This is a genomic window from Stutzerimonas stutzeri (assembly GCF_002890895.1).
Lineage (GTDB): Bacteria > Pseudomonadota > Gammaproteobacteria > Pseudomonadales > Pseudomonadaceae > Stutzerimonas > Stutzerimonas stutzeri_AB.
Window position 1 is genome coordinate 172,972 of sequence record NZ_POUL01000002.1, and the last position, 20,790, is coordinate 193,761.

A 20,790-nucleotide genomic window follows, 5' to 3' on the forward strand; every position below is an offset into this window, starting at 1 on the left:
GCCGAGCCTGATCAGGGTTTGATGCCTAGGCAGCATTGTGTCAAGCGAACCTTGGCGCGATCCTCCAACTCTCAGCCGGAACACGTCGCCAATGCATTCGTCAGCCGATCCCGCCCAGCGACCACCGCAGAAAACCCTTACCCATGGTTTGCGCGTGCGCCTGTTGCCGTTGGTTGGCAACTCAAAGGCGGCAGCACTGGTGCGAGTGCACGCTGGCTCGCATGACGCGCCGAGTGCCTATCCGGGACTGGCGCACTTTCTTGAGCACCTGCTGTTTCTTGGCAGTCACAAATACTCTGCAGCAGAAGGTCTGATGCCCTTCGTCCAACGGTGCGGAGGGCAGCTGAACGCCTCGACCCGAGAGCGGCATACCGACTTCTTTTTTCAACTACCGGCCAGTCAGTTCGAAGAAGGTTTGCACCGTCTCCTGGATATGCTCGCCCATCCGCTGCTCGACCCCGAAGCGCAGCTGCGCGAACGCGAGGTGTTGCAGGCTGAGTATCTGGCGCGTGCGCAGGACGCCGAAACGCTGTGCGATGCGGCTTTCGGGCATGCGACCGGCTCAGCCCATCCGTTCGGAGGCTTTCATGCGGGCAACCGCGGCACGCTGCCGGTAGAGGACACTGCCTTTCAGCGGGCGCTGCTTGGCTATCATCGGCGCTTCTATCAAACCGGCCAGATCGAATTACTGCTGGCCGGGCCTCAGGATGAGGAAACGTTGCAGCGTCTCGCCGAGCGGATGGACGCTGAACTTGCTAGCCATTCGTTCGTGCCACATGAGGCTCAGCCATTGCGCTGGAACGCCAACGCCTGGTTTCGCTTGCAACTCAGCAATGCCCAGCCACGCCTGCACCTGGCGTTTGTGCTTGATCAGTTGACGGAGCATGCCGGGCCTGCGCTGGATTATCTGTCTGTCTGGCTTGCCTCCGAAGCGCCAGGTGGTCTCTCTCAACGGCTGCGAGAAGCCGGACTGTGCCAGTCGGTAAAGCTGCGCACCCCATACTGGTATGCAGGGCAGGGCGTTGCGGTCATCGAGCTGTTGCTGACAGAGCGGGGGTTGGACGCTCGCGCCGCTGTCGTCACTGCGGTGCTCGACTGGATAGGTTTCTTCTCGGATGACGCGCGTTGGCAGGCATGCAGCGAGGAATACCAACTGATCCGTGAGCGAAGCCTGCAAAACGCCGAGCCTCTGGCACGGCTACGTTACTGGGTGGATTCGCAGGCATGGGGCCTCGACAGCGATGTAGGCGAGATTCGCCAGGCGCTGCGGTCGCTTACGGCGCAGATGTTAGGGGCCCCGCCATTGGTCCTCACCACCGACAAGAGCGACTGTCCGCCCATCGAAACCTGCGGTTTTCCCCTGCGCTTGAAAACGGAGCCGCCGCAGCATACGGTCCCGGCTGACTGGCGCTGGCAAACACCCGCTGCGAATCCCTGGTTGAAGCCCAACATCGTTCGCCATGAGGCGGGTGCTATCACGCCTGCACTGCGTTGGCAGGGTCCGGAAGACATGAGCGGGCAGGGCGCCCTGTTTCTGCGCTGGCAGTGGGTGCGAGGCCAATCTTGCACGGCTTTGTGGCACACCGTGGCGCATGCCCTGCAGCCGGCTGCATGGGCTGCGCAGCAAGCGGGCGTAACGCTGCGTTTCGATGATTTCGGGAATGCCTGGTGTCTCAGATTGGAAGGTTTTGCCGACGCCATACCGGCAATTATCACTGACATTATTCAAGTGCTTGGCGTGCCGCCAGCCGCAGCGTTCGCCGAGGGCGTTGCACTGGCCGAGCGCGATGCTGCGCTCGGCAACGATGAGATGCTGATTCGCCAGTTACTTAAACATCTGCCTCGACTGCTGACGAACTCTGCTGTGGTTGACGGCCAGCCTGCGGACATCGGCCTTGGCTCACTGTCTCGGCTGTGGCAATCAGCTCAGTGGCATGGTCTGGCCATCGGCTTCGCGCCGTCCCTGGGTGGACCGCTGGCCGACGCCATCAAAGCATTGCCTGGAACGCCTGCGGTAATACCCCCTGATCGGCGTAAGCCCGCAGCTTTGAAGCATTGGCACGACGTCCGCGGCGACGGCGCGATGGTCGAAACCGGATTCCTGTTGTTCTGCCCGTTGCCGGACCGCACCGCCAAGTGCGAAGCGTCCTGGCGGCTGTTGGCGCGAGTGATCGAAGCCGACTTCTTCCGGCGGTTAAGGAGCGAGTTGCAACTGGGCTACGCTATCTTCAGCCGCTTCTGTCAGTTCGGTGAGCATACTGGAATACTTTTCGCGGTGCAGTCACCGAGGGCGTCGGCCAAGGAAATCCTCGAGCATGTCGTGAAGTTTCTCGACGACAGCGCGGTGAAACTGGCCGACCAAGCTGACATTGAGGTCAAGCGAGCTGCACGCCAGGCCGGTGACCAGCACGTAGCCAGCAGAGCAGACTTTCGCGCCCAGGCCGAACAGGCATGGCAGTGCCTGCAGGCGGGACATGAACTCGATCGACCTGCCGAAGTTGCCGCCCAAATGTGCAGGCTTCAGCGACAGGACCTGATGGCAGCCCTGGATGCACTGCGCCGGGATGACGCCAGCTGGGTAGCGGTGGCCAATGCCCCGACTCCAGACCTGAGCTGGCGCTGACCTCAACAGCTCCTAAAAACACGCTCCGTTATCACTGTCTGACCGCGCACGCGCGAGTCCGGAGCTGTCGCCTAGCGTCTGGTGATCTACTTAAGCGCAACGGCGTAAGACCTAAGCGCTACTCCGAACGGAACGGCAGGGAGGGCCTTAACGCCTGATTCGTTAAGCGTGGCGAAAGTAGTAGCCAGTCGCCGCCATTGGAGCGTATGGCCCTCCGGTTGTGCTTTCGATAATCCGCCTCGACACGACTGCCTGTCGTCACATCAGCGGAGAGCGCCATGCACAACAAGAAGAAAGCGGTTACCACACTATTGCCTTTGGCTCTGGCCAGCGCGATTGGCATGACCCTAAGCCAGTCGGCAGTTGCCGAAATCATGCTTTACGACAAAGACGACACCACCTTTACCGTAGACGGCTACTTCAACACCTTCTACGTCAGCAGCGATGTCGATCGCGCTGGGGAGCAATTCGACCGGGATCAGTCCCGCGTGAAGATGGGCTTCCTGCCCAATTACATCGGCTTCAACTTCGGCAAGCAGCTCGACGAGCTCAAGGTCGGCGGCCGCTCTTCCTTCTGGGTCACGATCAACGACAGCGACACCAACGGCACCGAGACCGGCATCGACGTTCGTCAGTTCTACGGCACGGCGTCTAACGACCAGTGGGGCGAGGTACTTTTCGGTAAGGACTTCGGCCTGTTCGGCCGCTCCAACATTTTCCTGGACGAGATGCTGACCGGCTATGGTCAGGTTAGCGACACCCTGGGCCTGGTTGATTTCGGTGGTGTGTCCTTTGGCAACATTGGCACGGGTTACCCCTATCCGTTCCCAACCTCCCAGGTCACCTATCGCTCACCGGTGATGAGTGGCCTGCGTGTGGCCGTAGGCATCATGGACCCGGTCGACACCACGAACGACGCCAGCAGCGCGTTGGACGAGGCCTACCAGGACAGCCCGCGCTTCGAAACCGAGATTACCTATCAGTTCGAGGTTGGCGGTGCTCAGATCTATTCCTGGGTCAACGGCATGCAGCAGACCTCGAAAAACACCGACAGCACCGTCGACGAAGTTGATTCCCAAGGCATAGGCTACGGCGTACAGGCCAAGATGGCCGGCTTCTCCGTTACCGCGTCAGGCTTCCAGGCCGAGGGCATCAACCCCTTCTACACCAACAACGCAGGCGAAGCGCAACTGCGTGACGTGGACAGCGATGGCTATCTGCTGCAAGGCTCCTACACCTTTGGCAAGAACCGCATCGCACTGTCATCCGGCAAAACCAAGGATGACGGCAATGGTCTGGGAACGGCGGCCGATTACGAAACCCGTGGCATCGCCTATTTCCGCACCATCAATGACAACCTGAAGCTGGTGGCCGAAGTGAACCAGTTCGAGTTGACCGGTCGAGATACCAGTGCCATTGATGAAGAAACCCGCACCTACGCCATTGGTGCCACGCTGAGCTTCTAATCCCAGCCGGCGACAATCAGACGGATGCCTTTCGGGGCATCCGTTTTTTTGTTTGGGGCGCCACCCGCAGCCGCAGCAACAGGAGCCGTGGTGTTTCGTCGCTTTGCTACCTTGGCAGGCCGCAGCCGGTACTGAAGTAGCATGTTCGTACCCTATGCCCTGACCAAGAATGCGGTCATACGATATCGATGTATGGGGTGGGGTGCGTGGTCGAGCAAGAATCCTTAGCAGTGCGCACAGCAATGTCTGAAGCGCGGCACGCCGAAACGGTGGCCCAGGACCTGGCACGCCAGCTGATTCATCCGCATCTCGGCTTTGTCCTGTTCTTTTGTTCTGCAGAGTACGATCTGCCGGCACTGGGTGATGCGCTGCACCAGTACTTCGGTGGCGTGCGCATGGTCGGCTGTACGTCGGCGGGTGAGATCACCTCGCAGGGCTATGGGCGCAGCTGCGTGACCGCGGTTGGCTTTGATCACCGCAACTTTTCCATCGCCTGCGAGCTGATCGACGAGATGGACCGTTTCAGCCTCACCGATGCCCAGCAACTGGTCGAGCGGCTGGGCAGCGATTGCCGCAGCAACTCGCTGGCGCCGATCAAGGATCACAGCTTTGCCCTGACCCTGTTGGACGGGCTGTCCAGCCGCGAAGAAATCGTGCTCTCCGCACTTAGCGCTGCCTTTGGCAGCATTCCGCATTTCGGCGGCTCCGCCGGCGACGACAATCACCTGGCCGACACGCACGTCTACTACGACGGCAAGTTTCACAGTGGGGCAGCGGCGGTTGTACTGATCAACACCTGGCTGGATTTCGAGGTGTTCACCACACATCACATGCTGCCACGCACCGACAAGCTGGTGGTGACACGCGTGGACAGCCATGCGCGGCGTGTCTATGAACTGAACGCTGAGCCCGCCGCCGAAGAATACGCACGGCTTATCGGTGTCGAGGTCAGCGATCTCGATCACCGCCTGTTCGCTGCGCATCCGCTGGCGGTGCGTATCAACGAGCATTACTACGTACGCTCGATTCAGAAGGTCAACGATGATCTCAGCCTGACGTTCTATTGCGCGGTTGAGAACGGCATCGTACTGACCGCGATGCATCCGGGGCCGCTGATGCCCAACCTCGAAGCCGTGTTCGAGCGCCTCGAACAGCGTCTCGGCCCGCCGTTGCTGACCATCGGCTGCGACTGTTTCCTGCGACGGCTGGAGATCGACGGCAATGGCTCCAGCGACGACATCTCGGCGTTCCTTCGACGCCAGCAGGTGATCGGTTTCAACACCTACGGAGAGCAGTTCAATGGCATGCATATCAACCAGACCTTCACCGGCGTCGCCATCGGCCGGCCAGGTGGACGGGCTGGAGAAAGAGGTGCCCGTTGAGCAACTCGACCGGCAGGCCGAGCTCGAGCGCGAAAACCATAAGCTGCGGCGCATCAACGCGGCGCTGATCGAGCGAATCGAGTCCAGCAGCACCGGGCGCGACGCGTCTTACGCGGCCTTCCAGCATTCGGTAGAGCTGGCCGAGCAGGTGCGCGAACGCACCGATGCGCTGAACCAGGCGATGGCCGAGCTGAAAGCCAGCAACCGCCTGCTCAGCGACGCCCGCCTGCGTGCCGAAACTGCGCATCAGCATCTGGTCGATGCCATCGAGAGCATTTCCGATGCCTTCGTGCTGTTCGACAAGGACCAGCGCATCGTTCTGTTCAACAAGCGCTTCAAGGCGCTCTGGAGCCGGACCCGAGCGCGCATCAACAGCGGTACACGGCTCTCGGAGCTCAAACGGTTGGCTGAAAGCAGCGGGCTGATCGCCGAGGAACACCGGGGCAAGGCCAACGAACCGACGGTTTACCGTTTGCAAAACGGACGCTGGGTGCAGCTGAGCGAGCGGCCCACCCGCGAGGGTGGTCTGGTGATGCTTTACACCGACATCACCGAGGTGAAAATCAGCGAAACCATGCGCCGCGAGCAGGCCTTGGCGCAGAAGTCCCGCTTGTTGCAGCGCGCGGTAGACAACCTTTCGCAAGGCGTGGCCATGGTCAGCGCCGATGGTGGCTTGGAGCTGTGGAACGGTCGCTTTCTTGAGCTCTGCGGCCTGGCGCCCATCGAGGCGCATCGACCATTCGACGAGGTAATGGCCGACAGTGAGCTGAAACTGCTGACGCCCAACACGCTTGATGCCGAAGGCCAGCCCCTGAAGGAGCTGGAACAGCACCTGTTCGACGGCCGGACGCTTGAAGTTCGGACGCATCCGTTGCCCACAGGCGGCTTCGTCAACACCTTCACCGATATCACCGAACGTTACCGCCATGCCGAAGCGCTGCGCGAGAGCGAGCGCTGGATCCGCCTGATCACCGACCACGTGCCCGCGCTCATCGCCTATGTGTCAGCCGACCTGACCTACGAATTCACCAACAAGGTCTACGAGGAATGGTATCGCTGGCCCAGCGAAGGCATGCTTGGTCAGTCGCTGCGTGACATCCACAGTGGCGAACACTGGCAGCAGCTCGAACCCTATATTGATCGAGCCTTGTGCGGCGAAAGCGTCAGTTTCGAGATGGCTGAACACAACCACTCGGGGCAGCAGCGTTACATGCTGCGCTCTTACGTACCAAACCGTCAGGCCAGCGGCGAGGTGGTTGGCATCTTTGTGTTGATTCAGGACATCACGGATCGCCGGCGCACGGCCGAAGCACTGCACCAGGCCTATCAGAACCTCGAACAGCGAGTCCGTGAGCGCACGGCGGAACTCACCAGCCTCAACGACCAGCTTCTGTGCGAAATCGACGAGCGCGCCCACGCCGAGGCGCGGTTGCGTGAAGCCAAGCGCGAAGCGGAACTGGCCAACCTGTCGAAGACCAAGTTTCTCGCCGCAGTGAGCCACGACTTGCTGCAACCCCTGAACGCTGCTCGGCTGTTCACCAGCGCACTGCTGGAGCAACCTTCAGCACCGAGTGGCGGACTGATCCGCAACATCAGCAATTCTCTGGAAGACGTGGAAAACCTGCTGGGTACGCTGGTCGACATTTCCAAGCTCGATGCAGGCGTGATCAAGCCCGATATTGCCCCGTTTGCCGTCAGTGAACTGCTGGAGACCCTGGCTGCGGAGTTTCGCCAGATCGCCGGCAGTGAACAGCTGCAGCTGGACTTCATTCCCTGTTCCGCATTGGTACGCAGCGATATCCAACTGTTGGCGCGCATTCTGCGTAACCTGCTGACCAACGCCATTCGTTACACCCCGCATGGTCGCGTGCTGCTGGGTTGCCGTCGCCGGCGGCAGAGCCTGTCAATCGAGGTGTGGGACACGGGAATCGGCATCCACGAGGACAAGCTCGAGGAAGTCTTCCACGAGTTCAAGCGCGGCGAAGGCGTACGGCCTCAGCAGGATCGTGGGCTTGGATTGGGCCTGGCGATTGTCGAGAAGATCGCGCGTATTCTCGGCCACCGGATTCAGGTCAGTTCGGTGCCGGGGCGCGGCTCTAAATTCGCCATTGAAGTGCCGCTGGCCAAGCGAGCGCCTAAAGCCAGCGTAGAGCCGTCAGCTACAGACCAGTTGCTCGAACGGCTCAAAGGCGCGCGCGTATGGGTTCTGGATAACGACACCGCGATCTGTGCCGGCATGCGCACTTTGCTGGAAGGCTGGGGCTGTCATGTTGTAACGGCGCTCTCGGAACAGGACCTGGCCGGTCAGGTCGACAACTTCCACGCCGATGCCGATCTGATCATCGCCGACTACCACCTGGACAACGGCTGCAACGGCGTCGACGTAGTCGAGACGGTCAATGCCCGGCGTGCCAGCCCGCTACCGGCGCTGATGATCACCGCCAATTACAGCAATGAACTGAAACAACAGGTGCGTGAGCTGGGCCACATGCTGATGCACAAGCCGGTGCGCCCGATGAAATTGAAGACTGCCATGTGCCACATGATGGAACAGGGGCATTCTTAGAACCGCCAGGCTCGCTCTACAATTGCTCGGCGTCGCTGACGTCTATGGTCAATCTGTAGGAGCGAGCTTGCTCGCGATCAGCTGTAACTCAGGAGCCCCGGATATCACCAGCAAACTGGCTCCTACAGGGCTTGTCGCTGGGGCGTACCTGGCCGCGTTGGTAATGGCCGATCAGCGGCGCAGGTATGCCGTGAAGTCGATGTCGCCCGCCGAGAGGATGGCTTGCACACGGTTGTGCACGTTGAGCTTGCGCAGGATGGCCGAGACATGGGCCTTGACGGTGGTCTCGGCGATGTCGAGGTTGTAGGCGATCTGCTTGTTGGACTCACCCTTGGTCATGCGTTCCAGTACCAGAAGCTGCTTGCGGGTCAGCGCCTGTAGCAGCTCGGGCGGGATGCTCTGTTCGTTGTGCTGGGAGCGACGGGTGGTGGCCTTCTGGCTGCGGATGATGTCCGAAGGCAGGTAAACATTGCCGTTGAGGATCTGCTCGATGGCTTCGGTCATCTGCGCGCGTGGCGATGATTTGGTGATGAAGCCGCACGCGCCATAGGTGATCGCCTGTAGCACGATCTGCTTGTCCTGCTCGGCAGAGACGATCACCACGGGAATGGTCGGTGCCTCGTTGCGCATATTGATCAGCCCGTTAAGGCCGTGCATTCCGGGCATGTTCAGGTCGAGCAGCACCAGATCGAGGTCGTCGTTTTCCAGAGTCATCGACAGCGCGCTGTCGAGGTCGGCAGTTTCGAGGATCTCGCTGCCTGGGAAGCCGTCCTGGATGACGTTATGGATGGCTTCACGAAAAAGCGGGTGGTCGTCAGCGATCAGTATCTTGTACATGGCCGGTCACCTCATTGTTGTGATTATGGTGGGGTAGATCGGAAGAAGACCTTCGTTGTGCGCGGCTTCGATCGACCAATGGCAGCCTGTGTGCGGCGCCTATTCGATCAGGTTCTGTTCACCGACAAGCTTGCCCAGTCCTGCAAAAGAAAACCATGGGGAAACAGTCGTGGGTTTTGGACGCCGTAGCGTCTGGATTCGCTACAAAGCCTGGTGGGCTCTGGCATGTCCTGTTTTCCAGTACTTCAGTCGGCCACATTACAGGGCAAAGTGCCGCAGTTTGAAATCCTACAATCGACAGGAAAACCAGCACCAAAGTAGTAGTGAACTGCTCAGGTAGACCGTCGTAGCGCAGCGTGCTGCGGATTGAAGGTGAGCACTGCAAGCAGGCTGAACAACAGTGTCAGGCCGAAGCAAACCGCCAGCGCCAGCGGATTGAGACGTTCATACAGCGCATAGCGAACCAACTCCACGGCGTAGGTAAAGGGATTGAACGAGCAGATCCAGAACAGCCACTCGCTGGCTTCGCGCATTTTCCACAGCGGATAGAGCGCCGATGACAGGAAAAACATCGGGAAGATGACGAAATTCATCACCCCGGCGAAGTTTTCCAGCTGCCTGATGCCGTTGGATAACAGCAATCCCAGGGCGCTGAGCAGCAACGCTACCAGCAACAGCGCTGGCAGAGCCGTCAGCAGGCCTGCCGCAGGCGGCTGTACGCCATACAACCAGGCGATGAAAAGAAACGCATAGACCTGCAGCAGCGAGATCAGCGCAGTTGCCAACAGCTTGCTCGCCAGCAGGAAACTGCGTGGCAGAGGGCTGGTCAGCAATACGCGCATGCTGCCCATCTCGCGGTCGTACACCATGGAAAGCGAGCCCTGCATGCCGTTGAACAGCAGGATCATGCAGGCCAGGCCCGGTACGATCCAGGTTTCGTAGGTGATATAGGTCTCGTAGGGTTCGATGATGGCGATGCCCAGGGCGGCGCGAAATCCGGCAGCGAACACCACCAGCCAGAGCAGCGGTCGCACCAGAGCGCTGAAGAACCGCGAGCGCTGCTGAACGAAGCGCAGCCACTCGCGAAACACGATGGCTCGCAGGCATTCCCAATAGGGTGTCATGGCGAGGATTCCTGAGTTGGACTTGGCCTGGGACATATGGCTTGGCTGGAGCGCATCACGCTGGCACCGCGTTACGCGTGAGCCGGGCAAAGGTCTGCTGGAGACTGCCATCTGCGGCAGCCAGCGTATCGGCTCGACCCTGCGCGACCAGGTTTCCGCGGTTGAGGATGATCAGTTCGTCACTTGCCTGCACCTCGTCCAGCAGGTGGGTGGTCCAGAGCACACTCATGCCTTGCTCATCGCAGAGGGATCTCACGTGATCGTTGAGGTTCTGGCGGCTAGCGGGATCGAGCCCCGCACTGGCTTCATCAAGCAGCAGCAGGCTTGGCTTGTGGAGCAGGGCACGGGCAATTTCCACTCTTCGGCGATGACCGCCATTGAGTTCGCGAACCTTACTTTTGCGGCGCTCGCCCAGTTGCTGGCGATCCAGCTCGACTTCGATGCGGTCGTTGGCGACCTTGCGCGGCATGCCATGCAGGGCGGCGTGATAGCGCAGGTTCTGCTCGACACTTAGATCCAGGTCCAGTGTGCTTTGCTGGAAGACCACCCCAAGCCGCCGCAAGGCTTCGCGCGGCTGGCTGCGCAGACTGAAGCCCGCCACCTGGATGTCGCCCTGCTGCAAGTCGTAGAGGCGCGTCAGCAAGGCGATCAGCGTTGATTTTCCGGCTCCGTTGGGGCCGAGCAGGGCGGTGAAGCCGCCCGCTGCCGTGTTGAAACTGACGTCGTGCAACGCCTGACGTTCCCCGTAGGCAAAGCTGACGTCCTCAACCCGCAGGGCCGTCATGGCGCGACCACCACGCCCCAGGGATAGCGGCCAACCTTGATCGACTTGATCACCTTGAGCGAATCCACGTCGATCACCGAAACATCACCGCTGACACCATTGGTGGTCAGCAGTCGGCTCTCATCGATGTTGAATGCCATGTGCCAGACCCGACGCCCCACCAGCAGGTAGTCGAGTACCTCGTAGGTTTTGGCATCCACGACGGCTATGTGGTTGGCTGGGCCGAGCGCGACGAAAGCGTATTTGCCGTCCGAGCTGAGTTTGATGCCGACTGGCTGGACCTTGTCGGGATGCACGCCCTTGATCTTGAAATTTAACGTCTTGATGATCTCCCGCTTCTCAACGTCAACGACGCTGACCGTCCCGCCGATTTCCGACGAGGCCCAGAGCAGCGTGCTGTCCTTGTTGAATTCCACGTGGCGCGGGCGCTGGTCGACCAGGGTGTTGTCCACCAATTGGTTGGTGCTGGTGTCGATCCAGTGCAGCATATTGGTGGTTTCGCTGGTATTTACCGCCCACTTGCCGTCCGGGCTGACGCCCATGCCTTCAGGCTCGACGCCGACATCGATCTGTGCGAGCACCTCTTCGTTGTCGACGTCGACCACCGTCACCAGCGCATCGTCCTCGTTGGAGATGTACAGCCACTTATTGTTCGGGTGCAGCGCGAACTGTTCGGGGTCAGCGCCGGACGGCAGCTGTTTGATGATCTTCCGGGTTGCCAGGTCCATGACCTGCACCGTGTCCGAGTCGCTGGCGCAGATGTAGAGCAGCTTGTTGTCGCGCGACAGCGTCAACCCGCGTGGACGCTGGCCTACTTCAAGCGTTTCGACCGTTTCCAGGGTATCCAGATCGATCACACTGACGGTGTCGTCTTTCTCGTTGGACACATAGGCGGTGGCGGCGAGGGTGGATGCGCTGGCGCAAGCCAGTGCACAGGAAACAGCGGCAGCAAGGAGTGTTCGGGTCATCTGAATTCTCTTTTTGTTGTATGGGTGCAATTAACGGGCGCTCGAAGCGGATGACTGATCCAGTCGCGACAGATAGTCATCGGCCTCGCTCTGGCCCCCTTTTGCGGCGCTTTGCAGCCAGACGCGAGCGGCTTGTAAGTCTTTTCTGATGCCACGGCCTTCCGCCAGCGCGACCCCGTAGTGATAGCGCGCAAGGCTGACGTAGGCGACATCGTCGGGCTGCTCTGCGCCGCGCTTCACGAGCGCCGCGGCCTTTGCTAGATCCACCTCCATGCCGGCGCCGGATTCGTACATCTGGGCAAACCAGATCATCGAGTACACATCGTTCCAGCGCTCGACGCAGTCTTCGAAAATCTTGATCGCCGACTCATGATCACCGGTCTTTTCGGCGGCATAGCCGTAGAGGCATTTGATGCGCTTGTCGCTGTCCACATAGCTTTCGTAGCTCAGGTCACTGGTCTGGGCGAAGGTCGCTGGTGTGGTCAGGAGCAGGCTCAGCAGCGCCAGGTGGTTGAGCTTCATTACGTCGCCTCGCTCAGCCGGCACTGGCTCTCTGGCCGATCGAAGCCCAAGGTGTCCAGCTCGCTGGTGGGGTGCAGGAAGCCATCCTGGGGCGAATTGCTGACCAGCCCTCGCGGATGCACCAACGGAACTGGTTGCCGCAGCTGGCCGCTCCAGGGCCGGAACGTCAACTTGCGGCCCTTGAACCCATCGACCGGCAGCGACTCGCTCAGCGATATTTGGCGGATTGCCAGTGGGTCCGTGGTTCCGAGCTTGGTGATTGCAGTGGCCAGGCTGCGCACCCCGATCCAGGCGGCAAAGTCGCGGTCATTCATCCAGCGATTGGCATGGGCTTCGAAGCGCTTCTGCAGCTGCGCCGCCCCGTAGGTTTCGACCGTCTTGTGCCAGCCGGTCGGGGTCAGGCCCTGTGTGCCCACAACCGGCCGCGGCAACCAGGTGTGATAGGGCACATATTCACCGAAATCGCCGCGCTCATCGGCAACCACGATCAAGTCGTATTCGCCAGCTTGGGTGAACAGAGGCATGTCGGCTTGGGCTGTGCGCCGCTGGTCGTTATCGAACGACCAGGGTTTTTCCTCGATGATCTTGTGACCGAAGCGTTTGGCTGCCCGCTTGAGCGCCTCGGCATAGGCCTGATCCTCTTCAGTCGGCCCGCTGATCAACAGCCAGCGATTCCAGCGGCGCACGGCGAGGAACTGCCCCAGCGCGTCGGCCAACATGCTGCGGCTTGGCAGGGTGTGCAGCACGTTACCGAGGCAACGTGACGTTCGCAGCTCATCATCGGGACTGCCGGCGTTGATCAGCAGACTGTCCGGCATGGCCCCGGCCAGCGTTTCCAGGCTCTGCGCGGGAGCGTTCACCACAAACAGGCGCACACCCTGATCATGTAGCTGTTGGGCCTCGTCCAGTAGCTGCTCTGGAGTTTCAGCCGTGACGCGGTCCAGGGTGTAGCTGTGCTTGAGAAAACGACCGGTGCTGTTGCTGTCGGTAATGGCCAGCTCGGCGCCGCTCAAGCCCGCGTCAACCGGCTCAGGTATCACATTCGATAGCAGCGGGCCTGGGTCCGGGCGGTAACCGAGGTAACCGATGCGCGCCGAGAGTTCTGGCCCCGCCGCGCCTGCAGTACTGGCGAAAACGGCGCAGCAGGCAAGGGCGATCAAGCAACCGGTACGATACAAAAGAGGGCACATGGACGACTCCTATGGCGTTGCGGTCAGCATAGGAAGCCTATCGGCGCGGGGAAATATGCAGAAAGTACCAGCTGCTGTGTACCAAGGTAGTAAACCGGACCCTGGCAAGCACCTCTAGCATGAAGCCATCCATAACAAAAACGAGAAGCCCCATGCCTCCATTCAAAGCGCTAACACTTCACCTCTTGCTGATCGCCAGCCTGATCGGCTTCGATCAGGTGCTTGCCGCCGGTGACCTTACCCGTCGTACACAATCGCTGCCCGATCTCAGGTTTGGCTCCGAAGAAAGCGATTACGCGGTTTCCCAGAAGGAATACCAGCTGGAAACCGGCGTCGCCTATCAACTCAAAGTCATCGCCGATGGCCAGAAAGAGTGTGCTTTTCAGGCCCCTGAGTTTTCACAGGCCATCTTCCTGCGCAAGGTCGAGGCCGGCGGAGTGGAGATCAAAGCTGTGACGCTCGTCGAACTGGAGTTCGAAGAAGCGGGCGAGGCGGAAATTTTCTTCCTGCCGATCAAGCCCGGGCGTTTCCCCTTCTATTGCAAAGGGCTGCAGAACAAGGGCATGGAAGGGAGCTTCGTGGTCAAGTAGCACAGCAACCTGCTGCTCTTGAAGCGGACATTGAACATGTCAGCACTCTGGCGTATCAGCCTGCTGGTCTCGCTGTTTTTTAGCCTGGTTGCGGCCGTCTGCTTGGCCGTACTGCTGCGTCAGGCGAGCCAAGACGTAGGCCGTGAACTGGCTGCGGCGGGTGCCGTACTTAGCTATCTCGGCGATATAGCGGAACGCGATCCCGCTGCACTCCAACCTGAGCTGACGCGTCATTTGCGGCATGTGCAGGTTCGCTGGTTGGGCCCGGGCGTTCCGAGCCGTGAGATCCGCCCACAGCGAAGCACCTTGCTCGAGACCCTGTTGTATCCCGCCGAGTTGCCCGCGCCCCTGACAGTACAGATGCCTGAAGGTCGGACCTTGCAATTGAGCGTAGACCCACGAGACGAAATCGAGGAGGTAGAGGATTCGCTGGTACAGCTATTGGTATGGTTTGGCAGTGCGTTATTGCTGAGCCTGCTGGCGATCCGGTGGGCTGTCCGGCCGGCGCTCGGCGTGCTGAACGAATTGCTTGCAGCCTTTGGCCAAGTTTCCCAAGGCCGCCTCGATACGCGTCTGCCGAGCCACTCCCTGCTGGAGGCAGGGCAGCTCTCCGGGCATTTCAACCGCATGGTCAGCGCCTTGGAGTACACCCGGCAGGAAAACGATGACCTGACGCGCTCGTTGCTGGAGCTGCAGGAGCGGGAGCGCACACAGCTTGCTCAGGCGCTGCATGACGACCTTGGACAATACCTGGCCGGTATCCGCGCCCAGGCCTGCCTGCTACAGGCGATAAAAGACCAGCCGCAGCTCGTCAGCACAACGGCACGCACTCTGGATGATCACTGTGAACAGTTGCAGGACGGTTTTCGCAGGCTGACGCGCGAGCTCTATCCCGTGATGCTCGACCATTTGGAGTTGCCTGAAGCAATACAGTTGCTGGCCGAGCAGTGGCAAAGCGCGCAAGGGATCGAGCTGCGCGTGCAGATCGACCGGCGCATTCCTTGTCTTCCGCTGAGCAAGAAAGAACAGCTGTACCGGTTGCTGCAGGAATCGCTCACAAACGTGGCCAAGCATGCCTGCGCCAGCTTCGTGTTCATCCGCCTGCGCATGAACGGCGGTCGACTGAGGCTGCTTGTCCGTGACAATGGCCACGGCCACGGCGCACCCGGACGGCCGGGCATTGGCCTGCGCTCGATGCATGAGCGTGCGCGGGCGCTGGATGGCCGGTTGATCGCGTGCAGGCGAGTAGGTTACGGCTGGGTGGTTTATCTGGACATTCCGATCAGGGAGTCATGCTCCAATGAAGATCCTTCTCGTTGACGATCACGCTGTGGTCCGCCAGGGCTACGCTGCGCTGCTACGCGCCTTGCTACCCGAAGTTCAGGTCATTGAGGCCTGCGACGGCGAGGAGGCCCTGGCCAAAGCTCAGGAGGCTTCCCCAAGTCTGGTGATCATGGATGTGGGGCTACCCGGCATCAGCGGCGTCGAAACCACCCGGCGTCTGTTGCAGCGGCTGCCACAACTGCGCGTGCTGTTCTTTAGCATGCACGACGAACTGCCCCTGGTACGACAGGCACTGGATGCCGGGGCCGCCGGCTATATCACCAAGAGTTCGTCGCCGGATGTGTTGCTGGATGCGGTACGCCGAACCTTGGCTGGTTATGCCTATATCGAACAGCCGCTGGCCACTCAATTGGCACGCAACCCGGCGACTGCCAATGCGCTGGATCCACGTTTGCAAGGGATGACCCAGCGTGAATTTGAAATCTTCGTGATGCTCGCCAAGGGCACCCCAACGAGGCTGATCGCCGAACGGCTTTGCATCAGTGGCAAGACGGTTTCCAACTACCTGACGCTACTCAAGAGCAAGCTGCAGGTCAGCTCCCATGCCGAGCTGGTTCATCTGGCCATCGATACCGGTATTCTGCGGCTGGGTGATCGTGCAGCCGGTTAGCTCGGTAGGCCGGGGTTTGATGACGTCGCCTTTGTCGGCGGCAGTGCGAACTGACGGCTCTTTGTGCAAAACGTTGGGCATCGCAGCTTGTCAGATGCTGACCCTCGTGGCGTCGTGTCTGAACGTTGATACTGCACACGCAACGGTTGCAATCGAGCAAGGGTCCTGAACGCGTTACGTCCCCATATAGGCAGATAACCATGATCAAAGTCAGCGTGATGTACCCCAACACCCCCGGCGCGAGGTTCGATCACGATTACTACCGCGACAAGCACCTACCGCTTCTCAAGGCCCGCATGGGCGATGCCTGCCTTTACTACACCATTGATAAGGCCATCTGCGGACGCACTCCTGACGAACCGGCGCCGTATGTCGCGATGTGTCACATTTTTAGCGATTCGTTAGAGGCTTTCCAAGCTGGCATTGCTCCGCATGCCGAAGAGATCGTGGCCGACATTGCCAACTACACCGACCTGACGCCGGTCCGGCAGATCAGTGAGGTAGTGGTCGGGCACTGACCGCTGCGTCGATCAACTCGGGCATCGCCATAACCTGGTTCCGCCCGTTGCCCTTGGCCAGATAAAGCTGCCTGTCGGCCTGCTGCATGAGGCCGTCCAGGTCGCTGGCTTGCGATGGGCAGTGCGCTACGCCGATCGACATGGTCAGCTGCAGAGGTCCTGCACGCGTTTCCAGCGGTTGAGCCGCGAATTGCCGACAGAGTCGCGTCAGCTTTGCCAAGGCTTCTGTCGGCTGCGTGCGCGGCAACATCAGCAAAAACTCCTCGCCGCCGATACGAAATGCCGCATCGGTGTTGCGCAGTTCGCCCAATAGAAATGCCGCCACGCCCTTCAAGGCATCGTCTCCCACCCCGTGGCCGTGGGTATCGTTCAGCAGCTTGAAATGGTCAAGGTCAACCATGGCCAAGGTGATGGCTGCGTTATCACGCTGCGCTCGAGCCAGTTCACGGGCAAAGAAATCATCCAGGTAACGGCGGTTGTAGAGCCCCGTCAGCGGGTCGCGCAGTGCCTGATTTTGCAGGGTTTCATGCAAGTCCGAGATGGTCGCCAACTGCTGCTTGCTCAACGCCAGCGCTTCGGCCAACTGCTGCTGGCTGCGCTGAAACTCTGTGATATCGCGCAGGTAGAGCATCTGGCCTAGGGTCACCGGTCCTTCCCGTGTTGTGCGTGAGATTGTCTGAACACGCACCTCGAAGTGCTGTTTTCGTGCGGCAACGCTTAAAAGCTGGGGTGACTCTTCCAGCACCGACCGTTGCGATATGCCGTCCAGCATTTCGCCTATGTATGGCCATTGCGAAAGGGCGCGGCCATGCCAGTCCTTCTTCAGATTTGCCATGCGAAGTGCGGCTGGGTTGGCCTCGATAACACGGCGTTGCGGATCGATCACCAGCACCGGGTCGATCAATGCGTCGAGCAGCAAGTGGCGCGCCACCGGTAACAGATCGAACAGACGCAGCCCGCTGATTAACCAGCCAAAGCCGGCGATGGTTAATGCGAAGCTGAATGGCGTCGGATCAAAGCCGAACACTGTCCAATCGAACGCGACATAACTGATATTGGCGCCCCATGGGATCGTAGTCAGCACCAGGAACACCAGGTAGTGCCGTCGATGGAGGCCGCTGCTGAGGGCGGCTGCGCGCAGCGTGATACCCATGCAGAAAATCATGAAGGGGTAGCCGTAAGCTGCTGCCAGATAGAACAGCGCCCCGTGCTGATAGGCAATCGGAGCGTTTGGCGCTGATGAAATTGGCGCGCTCGCCGCACCGTAAAACAGGAGATGCCAGGGATTACTCAGTGCCAACAACCAGAACACCACTGGCATTGCCATCAAGGCCGTAATGGTGAGCGGTCTGAGGGGGCTGCGAATACTGTTGACGTATTGCCAGAGAAACACCGACCAGAACGTCGGGACGCCGAGAATGGCGGGCCAAGCCATGCCTGCCCAGAACATCTTGCAACTCTGCTGGTGGACACTCATTTCCAAGGCAGCGGCGCCGAGCCACCAGAGGATGGCCAGATGCATCAGCGTGAAAGCGGAACTGCCGGCGAATTGCGGCTGATGACGGACCCAGCGTGCCAATACCGCGACGCCCAGCCCGACTAGCAGCGTCATCAGCACCGGAGCTGAAAAACTCCAGCCTGAATTCAAACAGGCCGACATCGGGCCGTCCTCTGGCAATTCGATAGGTGTGTGGGAGCGCTAATTTGGTGGGTGAAGATACCTCAAAGCGCTGGGTCTGACATGAAAGTTTGTAGTGGCGTTGGGCCTGTCTTGCCGGGTTGGTTACTCGGTAGAGGAAACCGGCGCTGAACTAACAGCGGCTGGATTCTTCATAACTTCTGAATCCTTCAGCAATGGAGCAACACGCGCCATATGGTTTTTCTTGTTTTGGGAATTGTGCTTTTTCTGATTACAGCGATGGATATCATCAAAACCACCCTGTCGACGCGAGGCGGTGGGCCGATCACCAACGCGGTTTCCAAGATGGTATGGCACTGCTTCTTCAGCGCTGCGGGACGGCGAGGGGAGTCCCGGCTGCTGGAGTATGCCGGGCAATGCGTGCTGCTGCTGGCGCTACTCACCTGGATCGCCAGTCTATGGCTCAGCCTGTTTTTGATGCTCGCGTCGGATCCAGGCGCGGTGGTTAATGACACTACCAAGCTCATCGCGGACAGGTGGGAGACGTTTTATTACGCAGGCTTCACGTTATCGACGCTAGGCGTCGGGGACTTCTCCGCATCCGCCGATGGCTGGCGGGTACTGACCAGTGCCGCAGCCTTCTGCGGGCTGACCTTCATCACGGCTGCGATCACCTACATCGTTCCGGTACTGTCGGCTGTCAGCCTGCAAAACCAGCTGAGTCTGCTCATCAGCAGCATGGGCCGGACGCCGCAGGAAATCCTCGTCAACAGTTGGAACGGGTCTGATTTTTCGCGCTTTTACGACAACGCCAGCGACATACGGCAGATGCTGGTTGAGCACACTCTTAATCATCACGCCTATCCGGTGATTCGTTGCTTTCATAACAAGCAGGCGGAGAAAAACGTCATACCTGCCGTGGCGACCTTGCACGAGGTGTTGCAGTTGCTCGAAGGGGTCGCTGGAGAGGTGCCGCAAGATACGCTGAAGCACAAAATGCTCGTTTCAGCGTTGGACCAGCATCTCGAGATGCAACGTGCCAATTACCTCGGCCGCGTAGATAGCCACGCCAAGGCTCCGGTCATGGATCTCGCGTCACTTGGAGAAGCCGGAATACCGCTTAGATCGAACCAGGACCACGTGCTCGACGCACCCGAGCGGCGCCGTTTGTTGGGCGCGTTACTGGCCGCCGACGGCTGGGGATGGCACCACGTGTACCGGAGCCGTTGACGGCCAGTGTGTTCGCCTAAAGCTCGACGTCTCTAGGACCCGGCGTCATGACACCGGATAGGCTCGAGCGCTGGCTGCCGGAACCTTGGCTGATCACACTGAAGCTGCCATCTGTTTCCAGAACGACCGCTTCAACGTCATCGATGGAAGAAGATCCGCTGGATCGTATCGCCGAGCGAACTTCTTCTTCAGTTACCCGAGCCACCCGCATCGCACTGCTGAGCATCTGCCCTTGATACAGCAGCAGTGCTGGTTCGCCGGTGACGAGCTTGCGTACCCAACCAACTCTGACGCTGGACCATGTGACCAGATACTGCAAACCGATCAGAAGCGCTAAAGCCAAGGTGCCTTCGGCGAGCGATACATCGCGGTTCAGCAAAATGGTAGCGAAGGTCGACCCCAGAGCTACTGTGACGATCAGGTCGAATGCGTTCATCTTGGAGAGCGTGCGGCGACCGGAAATACGTAGCAGCACGATCAGGTTTATATAAGCCAGGATGCCAATGACCAGGGTTCGGACCAGTGTCGACCAGCCGCTGAAAAACATGCCTTCCACATCTATATCCTCAAGAGTCGGTTCTTGATAGACGCCTCTGAGATAGATGGGTTGCACGCTCGGTACGATGAGTGCACAGAAGCGGCTGCGTCAGCCGGTCGCCGTGTCAGCGCTTTAGCTGCATTCCAGCAACAATCCGGTCTTCAAAAACACCTTCGTCATCGCCACTCAGGGCGAGGAAGACCATGAGTGCGGCGTAGGCATCATTCGCCGCATAAAGCCTTTGCGCATCCGTAAGTGAGCGATTGCTCCAATTCGAGGTGGATACGCTACGTGACTTGCTCACCCGGGAGCCCAATACGGCCGCAACCGCCCCGCGCAGCCCGACCTGTCCCTTTTTGCCTTGGTAGCGCAGGGTTGTGCCCAGATCGATGAAATACCGCATTTCGATACCCAGGCGGTTGCGTAAACGGCTGCGGTCGGTGCTCAGCCCGAACCCCACTTTCAACACCCGATCTGACTGGAGCACTGCACTGACGGCTTCGCTACAGCCATCCGAGCCAACCTTGAACAGGTAGGCTTTCTCGGGGCTGGCAAACTGAATCAAATGCGGCCCCGTCGATACTTCACCCACCTTGAAGGTGGGTTTGGATTCGGTATCGAAGCCGACCTGCGGCCAGCCGAGCAGCTCTTCCTTGGCTTGGCTGAACGCTGCGGGGGTTTCGGGTGTGATGATCTGATCGAGATGAAGGCCATCGAAGCGGGGCAGGGCATCCAATTCGACGACCTGCGGAATACGGATGAGGGGCATGAGGGGTTCCGGCAAGCGCTGACAAGAGCAGCGGGGTGCAGTGGCGTCGTTGATGCAGGCGAGACTAGCGCACAACGCGCCCAGACGCAT

General features: G+C 59.9%; 18 protein-coding genes. 9 read left to right on the forward strand and 9 right to left on the reverse strand.

All coding sequences use genetic code 11. The annotated features are described in order from the left end of the window. The first annotated feature begins 91 nt into the window (after positions 1–91). The 4 genes from pqqF to nahK all read left to right on the forward strand — a co-directional run bounded on the left by pqqF (position 92) and on the right by nahK (position 8,037). Positions 92–2,623, forward strand: coding sequence for a pyrroloquinoline quinone biosynthesis protein PqqF (pqqF, locus tag CXK96_RS03765; protein WP_102835165.1), 2,532 nt, complete (start codon positions 92–94; stop codon positions 2,621–2,623). A gap of 278 nt (positions 2,624–2,901) precedes the next feature. Next, on the forward strand, positions 2,902–4,089 hold the full coding sequence (locus tag CXK96_RS03770) for a porin (RefSeq protein ID WP_102835166.1): 1,188 nt from the start codon (positions 2,902–2,904) through the stop codon (positions 4,087–4,089). A gap of 188 nt (positions 4,090–4,277) precedes the next feature. Beyond that, positions 4,278–5,471: a nitric oxide-sensing protein NosP gene (gene nosP / locus CXK96_RS03775; RefSeq protein WP_423835179.1), complete on the forward strand. Its 1,194-nt coding sequence runs from the start codon at positions 4,278–4,280 to the stop codon at positions 5,469–5,471. Further along, positions 5,389–8,037: a hybrid sensor histidine kinase/response regulator NahK/ErcS' gene (gene nahK, locus CXK96_RS03780; RefSeq protein ID WP_102835167.1), complete on the forward strand. Its 2,649-nt coding sequence runs from the start codon at positions 5,389–5,391 to the stop codon at positions 8,035–8,037. The genes nosP and nahK overlap by 83 nt, the downstream gene beginning before the upstream one ends. Positions 8,038–8,208: 171 nt before the next feature. Here nahK and CXK96_RS03785 read toward each other — a convergent pair whose 3' ends face one another. From CXK96_RS03785 to CXK96_RS03810, 6 genes are all read right to left on the reverse strand, one after another. Further along, positions 8,209–8,874, reverse strand: a complete 666-nt coding sequence (locus tag CXK96_RS03785; RefSeq protein ID WP_102835168.1) for a response regulator transcription factor — start codon at positions 8,872–8,874, stop codon at positions 8,209–8,211. A 332-nt stretch (positions 8,875–9,206) separates the two neighbouring features. Continuing rightward, entirely contained in the window at positions 9,207–9,998 is a 792-nt protein-coding gene (locus CXK96_RS03790) for an ABC transporter permease (RefSeq protein WP_102835169.1), read from the reverse strand. Between the two features lie 55 nt (positions 9,999–10,053). After that, positions 10,054–10,782: an ABC transporter ATP-binding protein gene (locus tag CXK96_RS03795; protein ID WP_102835170.1), complete on the reverse strand. Its 729-nt coding sequence runs from the start codon at positions 10,780–10,782 to the stop codon at positions 10,054–10,056. Continuing rightward, positions 10,779–11,750: a YVTN family beta-propeller repeat protein gene (locus tag CXK96_RS03800; RefSeq protein WP_102835171.1), complete on the reverse strand. Its 972-nt coding sequence runs from the start codon at positions 11,748–11,750 to the stop codon at positions 10,779–10,781. Before CXK96_RS03800 ends, CXK96_RS03795 begins: the two co-directional genes overlap by 4 nt. A 30-nt stretch (positions 11,751–11,780) precedes the next feature. Next, positions 11,781–12,272, reverse strand: a complete 492-nt coding sequence (locus tag CXK96_RS03805) for a tetratricopeptide repeat protein (RefSeq protein WP_102835172.1) — start codon at positions 12,270–12,272, stop codon at positions 11,781–11,783. Further along, the gene (locus CXK96_RS03810; protein WP_102835173.1) at positions 12,272–13,462 is read right to left on the reverse strand and encodes an ABC transporter substrate-binding protein; all 1,191 of its coding nucleotides are present in this window, start codon (positions 13,460–13,462) and stop codon (positions 12,272–12,274) included. Before CXK96_RS03810 ends, CXK96_RS03805 begins: the two co-directional genes overlap by 1 nt. 152 nt (positions 13,463–13,614) lie before the next feature. Between CXK96_RS03810 and CXK96_RS03815 the strand changes: the two genes are divergently transcribed. From CXK96_RS03815 to CXK96_RS03830, 4 genes are all read left to right on the forward strand, one after another. Further along, positions 13,615–14,052 (forward strand): copper-binding protein, encoded by a 438-nt coding sequence (locus CXK96_RS03815; RefSeq protein ID WP_019339031.1) that lies wholly within the window; start codon positions 13,615–13,617, stop codon positions 14,050–14,052. Between the two features lie 36 nt (positions 14,053–14,088). Continuing rightward, positions 14,089–15,372: a HAMP domain-containing sensor histidine kinase gene (locus CXK96_RS03820; protein WP_102835174.1), complete on the forward strand. Its 1,284-nt coding sequence runs from the start codon at positions 14,089–14,091 to the stop codon at positions 15,370–15,372. Beyond that, the gene (locus CXK96_RS03825) at positions 15,353–16,006 is read left to right on the forward strand and encodes a response regulator (protein ID WP_019339033.1); all 654 of its coding nucleotides are present in this window, start codon (positions 15,353–15,355) and stop codon (positions 16,004–16,006) included. Before CXK96_RS03820 ends, CXK96_RS03825 begins: the two co-directional genes overlap by 20 nt. 200 nt (positions 16,007–16,206) lie before the next feature. Beyond that, positions 16,207–16,524 carry an EthD family reductase gene (locus CXK96_RS03830; protein ID WP_102835175.1) on the forward strand — a complete coding sequence of 106 codons (318 nt, stop codon included), beginning with the start codon at positions 16,207–16,209 and terminating at the stop codon, positions 16,522–16,524. Here CXK96_RS03830 and CXK96_RS03835 read toward each other — a convergent pair. Then, on the reverse strand, positions 16,499–18,184 hold the full coding sequence (locus CXK96_RS03835) for a histidine kinase N-terminal 7TM domain-containing diguanylate cyclase (protein WP_102835176.1): 1,686 nt from the start codon (positions 18,182–18,184) through the stop codon (positions 16,499–16,501). The genes CXK96_RS03830 and CXK96_RS03835 overlap by 26 nt on opposite strands. A 213-nt stretch (positions 18,185–18,397) precedes the next feature. Here CXK96_RS03835 and CXK96_RS03840 point away from each other — a divergent pair, with 213 nt between their 5' ends. Then, on the forward strand, positions 18,398–19,393 hold the full coding sequence (locus tag CXK96_RS03840; RefSeq protein ID WP_102835177.1) for a potassium channel family protein: 996 nt from the start codon (positions 18,398–18,400) through the stop codon (positions 19,391–19,393). Positions 19,394–19,409: 16 nt separating this feature from the next. On the opposite strand, the gene CXK96_RS03845 is transcribed toward CXK96_RS03840, so the two are convergent. Both CXK96_RS03845 and CXK96_RS03850 read right to left on the reverse strand, forming a co-directional pair. After that, a complete protein-coding gene (locus tag CXK96_RS03845; RefSeq protein WP_102835178.1) occupies positions 19,410–19,949 on the reverse strand; it encodes a DUF421 domain-containing protein in 540 nt (179 codons plus the stop codon). A gap of 106 nt (positions 19,950–20,055) precedes the next feature. Beyond that, on the reverse strand, positions 20,056–20,790 hold the full coding sequence (locus CXK96_RS03850) for a 3'-5' exonuclease (RefSeq protein WP_336442433.1): 735 nt from the start codon (positions 20,788–20,790) through the stop codon (positions 20,056–20,058).

What these genes read in the sequence shown, in the direction of transcription:
- pqqF (WP_102835165.1), top strand. Translation starts at nt 92, where the DNA reads ATGCATTCGTCAGCCGATCCCGCCCAGCGACCACCGCAGAAAACCCTT.
- CXK96_RS03770 (WP_102835166.1), top strand. Translation starts at nt 2,902, where the DNA reads ATGCACAACAAGAAGAAAGCGGTTACCACACTATTGCCTTTGGCTCTG.
- nosP (WP_423835179.1), top strand. Translation starts at nt 4,278, where the DNA reads ATGTATGGGGTGGGGTGCGTGGTCGAGCAAGAATCCTTAGCAGTGCGC.
- nahK (WP_102835167.1), top strand. Translation starts at nt 5,389, where the DNA reads ATGGCATGCATATCAACCAGACCTTCACCGGCGTCGCCATCGGCCGGC.
- CXK96_RS03785 (WP_102835168.1), bottom strand. Translation starts at nt 8,874, where the DNA reads ATGTACAAGATACTGATCGCTGACGACCACCCGCTTTTTCGTGAAGCC.
- CXK96_RS03790 (WP_102835169.1), bottom strand. Translation starts at nt 9,998, where the DNA reads ATGACACCCTATTGGGAATGCCTGCGAGCCATCGTGTTTCGCGAGTGG.
- CXK96_RS03795 (WP_102835170.1), bottom strand. Translation starts at nt 10,782, where the DNA reads ATGACGGCCCTGCGGGTTGAGGACGTCAGCTTTGCCTACGGGGAACGT.
- CXK96_RS03800 (WP_102835171.1), bottom strand. Translation starts at nt 11,750, where the DNA reads ATGACCCGAACACTCCTTGCTGCCGCTGTTTCCTGTGCACTGGCTTGC.
- CXK96_RS03805 (WP_102835172.1), bottom strand. Translation starts at nt 12,272, where the DNA reads ATGAAGCTCAACCACCTGGCGCTGCTGAGCCTGCTCCTGACCACACCA.
- CXK96_RS03810 (WP_102835173.1), bottom strand. Translation starts at nt 13,462, where the DNA reads ATGTGCCCTCTTTTGTATCGTACCGGTTGCTTGATCGCCCTTGCCTGC.
- CXK96_RS03815 (WP_019339031.1), top strand. Translation starts at nt 13,615, where the DNA reads ATGCCTCCATTCAAAGCGCTAACACTTCACCTCTTGCTGATCGCCAGC.
- CXK96_RS03820 (WP_102835174.1), top strand. Translation starts at nt 14,089, where the DNA reads ATGTCAGCACTCTGGCGTATCAGCCTGCTGGTCTCGCTGTTTTTTAGC.
- CXK96_RS03825 (WP_019339033.1), top strand. Translation starts at nt 15,353, where the DNA reads ATGAAGATCCTTCTCGTTGACGATCACGCTGTGGTCCGCCAGGGCTAC.
- CXK96_RS03830 (WP_102835175.1), top strand. Translation starts at nt 16,207, where the DNA reads ATGATCAAAGTCAGCGTGATGTACCCCAACACCCCCGGCGCGAGGTTC.
- CXK96_RS03835 (WP_102835176.1), bottom strand. Translation starts at nt 18,184, where the DNA reads ATGTCGGCCTGTTTGAATTCAGGCTGGAGTTTTTCAGCTCCGGTGCTG.
- CXK96_RS03840 (WP_102835177.1), top strand. Translation starts at nt 18,398, where the DNA reads ATGGTTTTTCTTGTTTTGGGAATTGTGCTTTTTCTGATTACAGCGATG.
- CXK96_RS03850 (WP_336442433.1), bottom strand. Translation starts at nt 20,790, where the DNA reads ATGCGTCTGGGCGCGTTGTGCGCTAGTCTCGCCTGCATCAACGACGCC.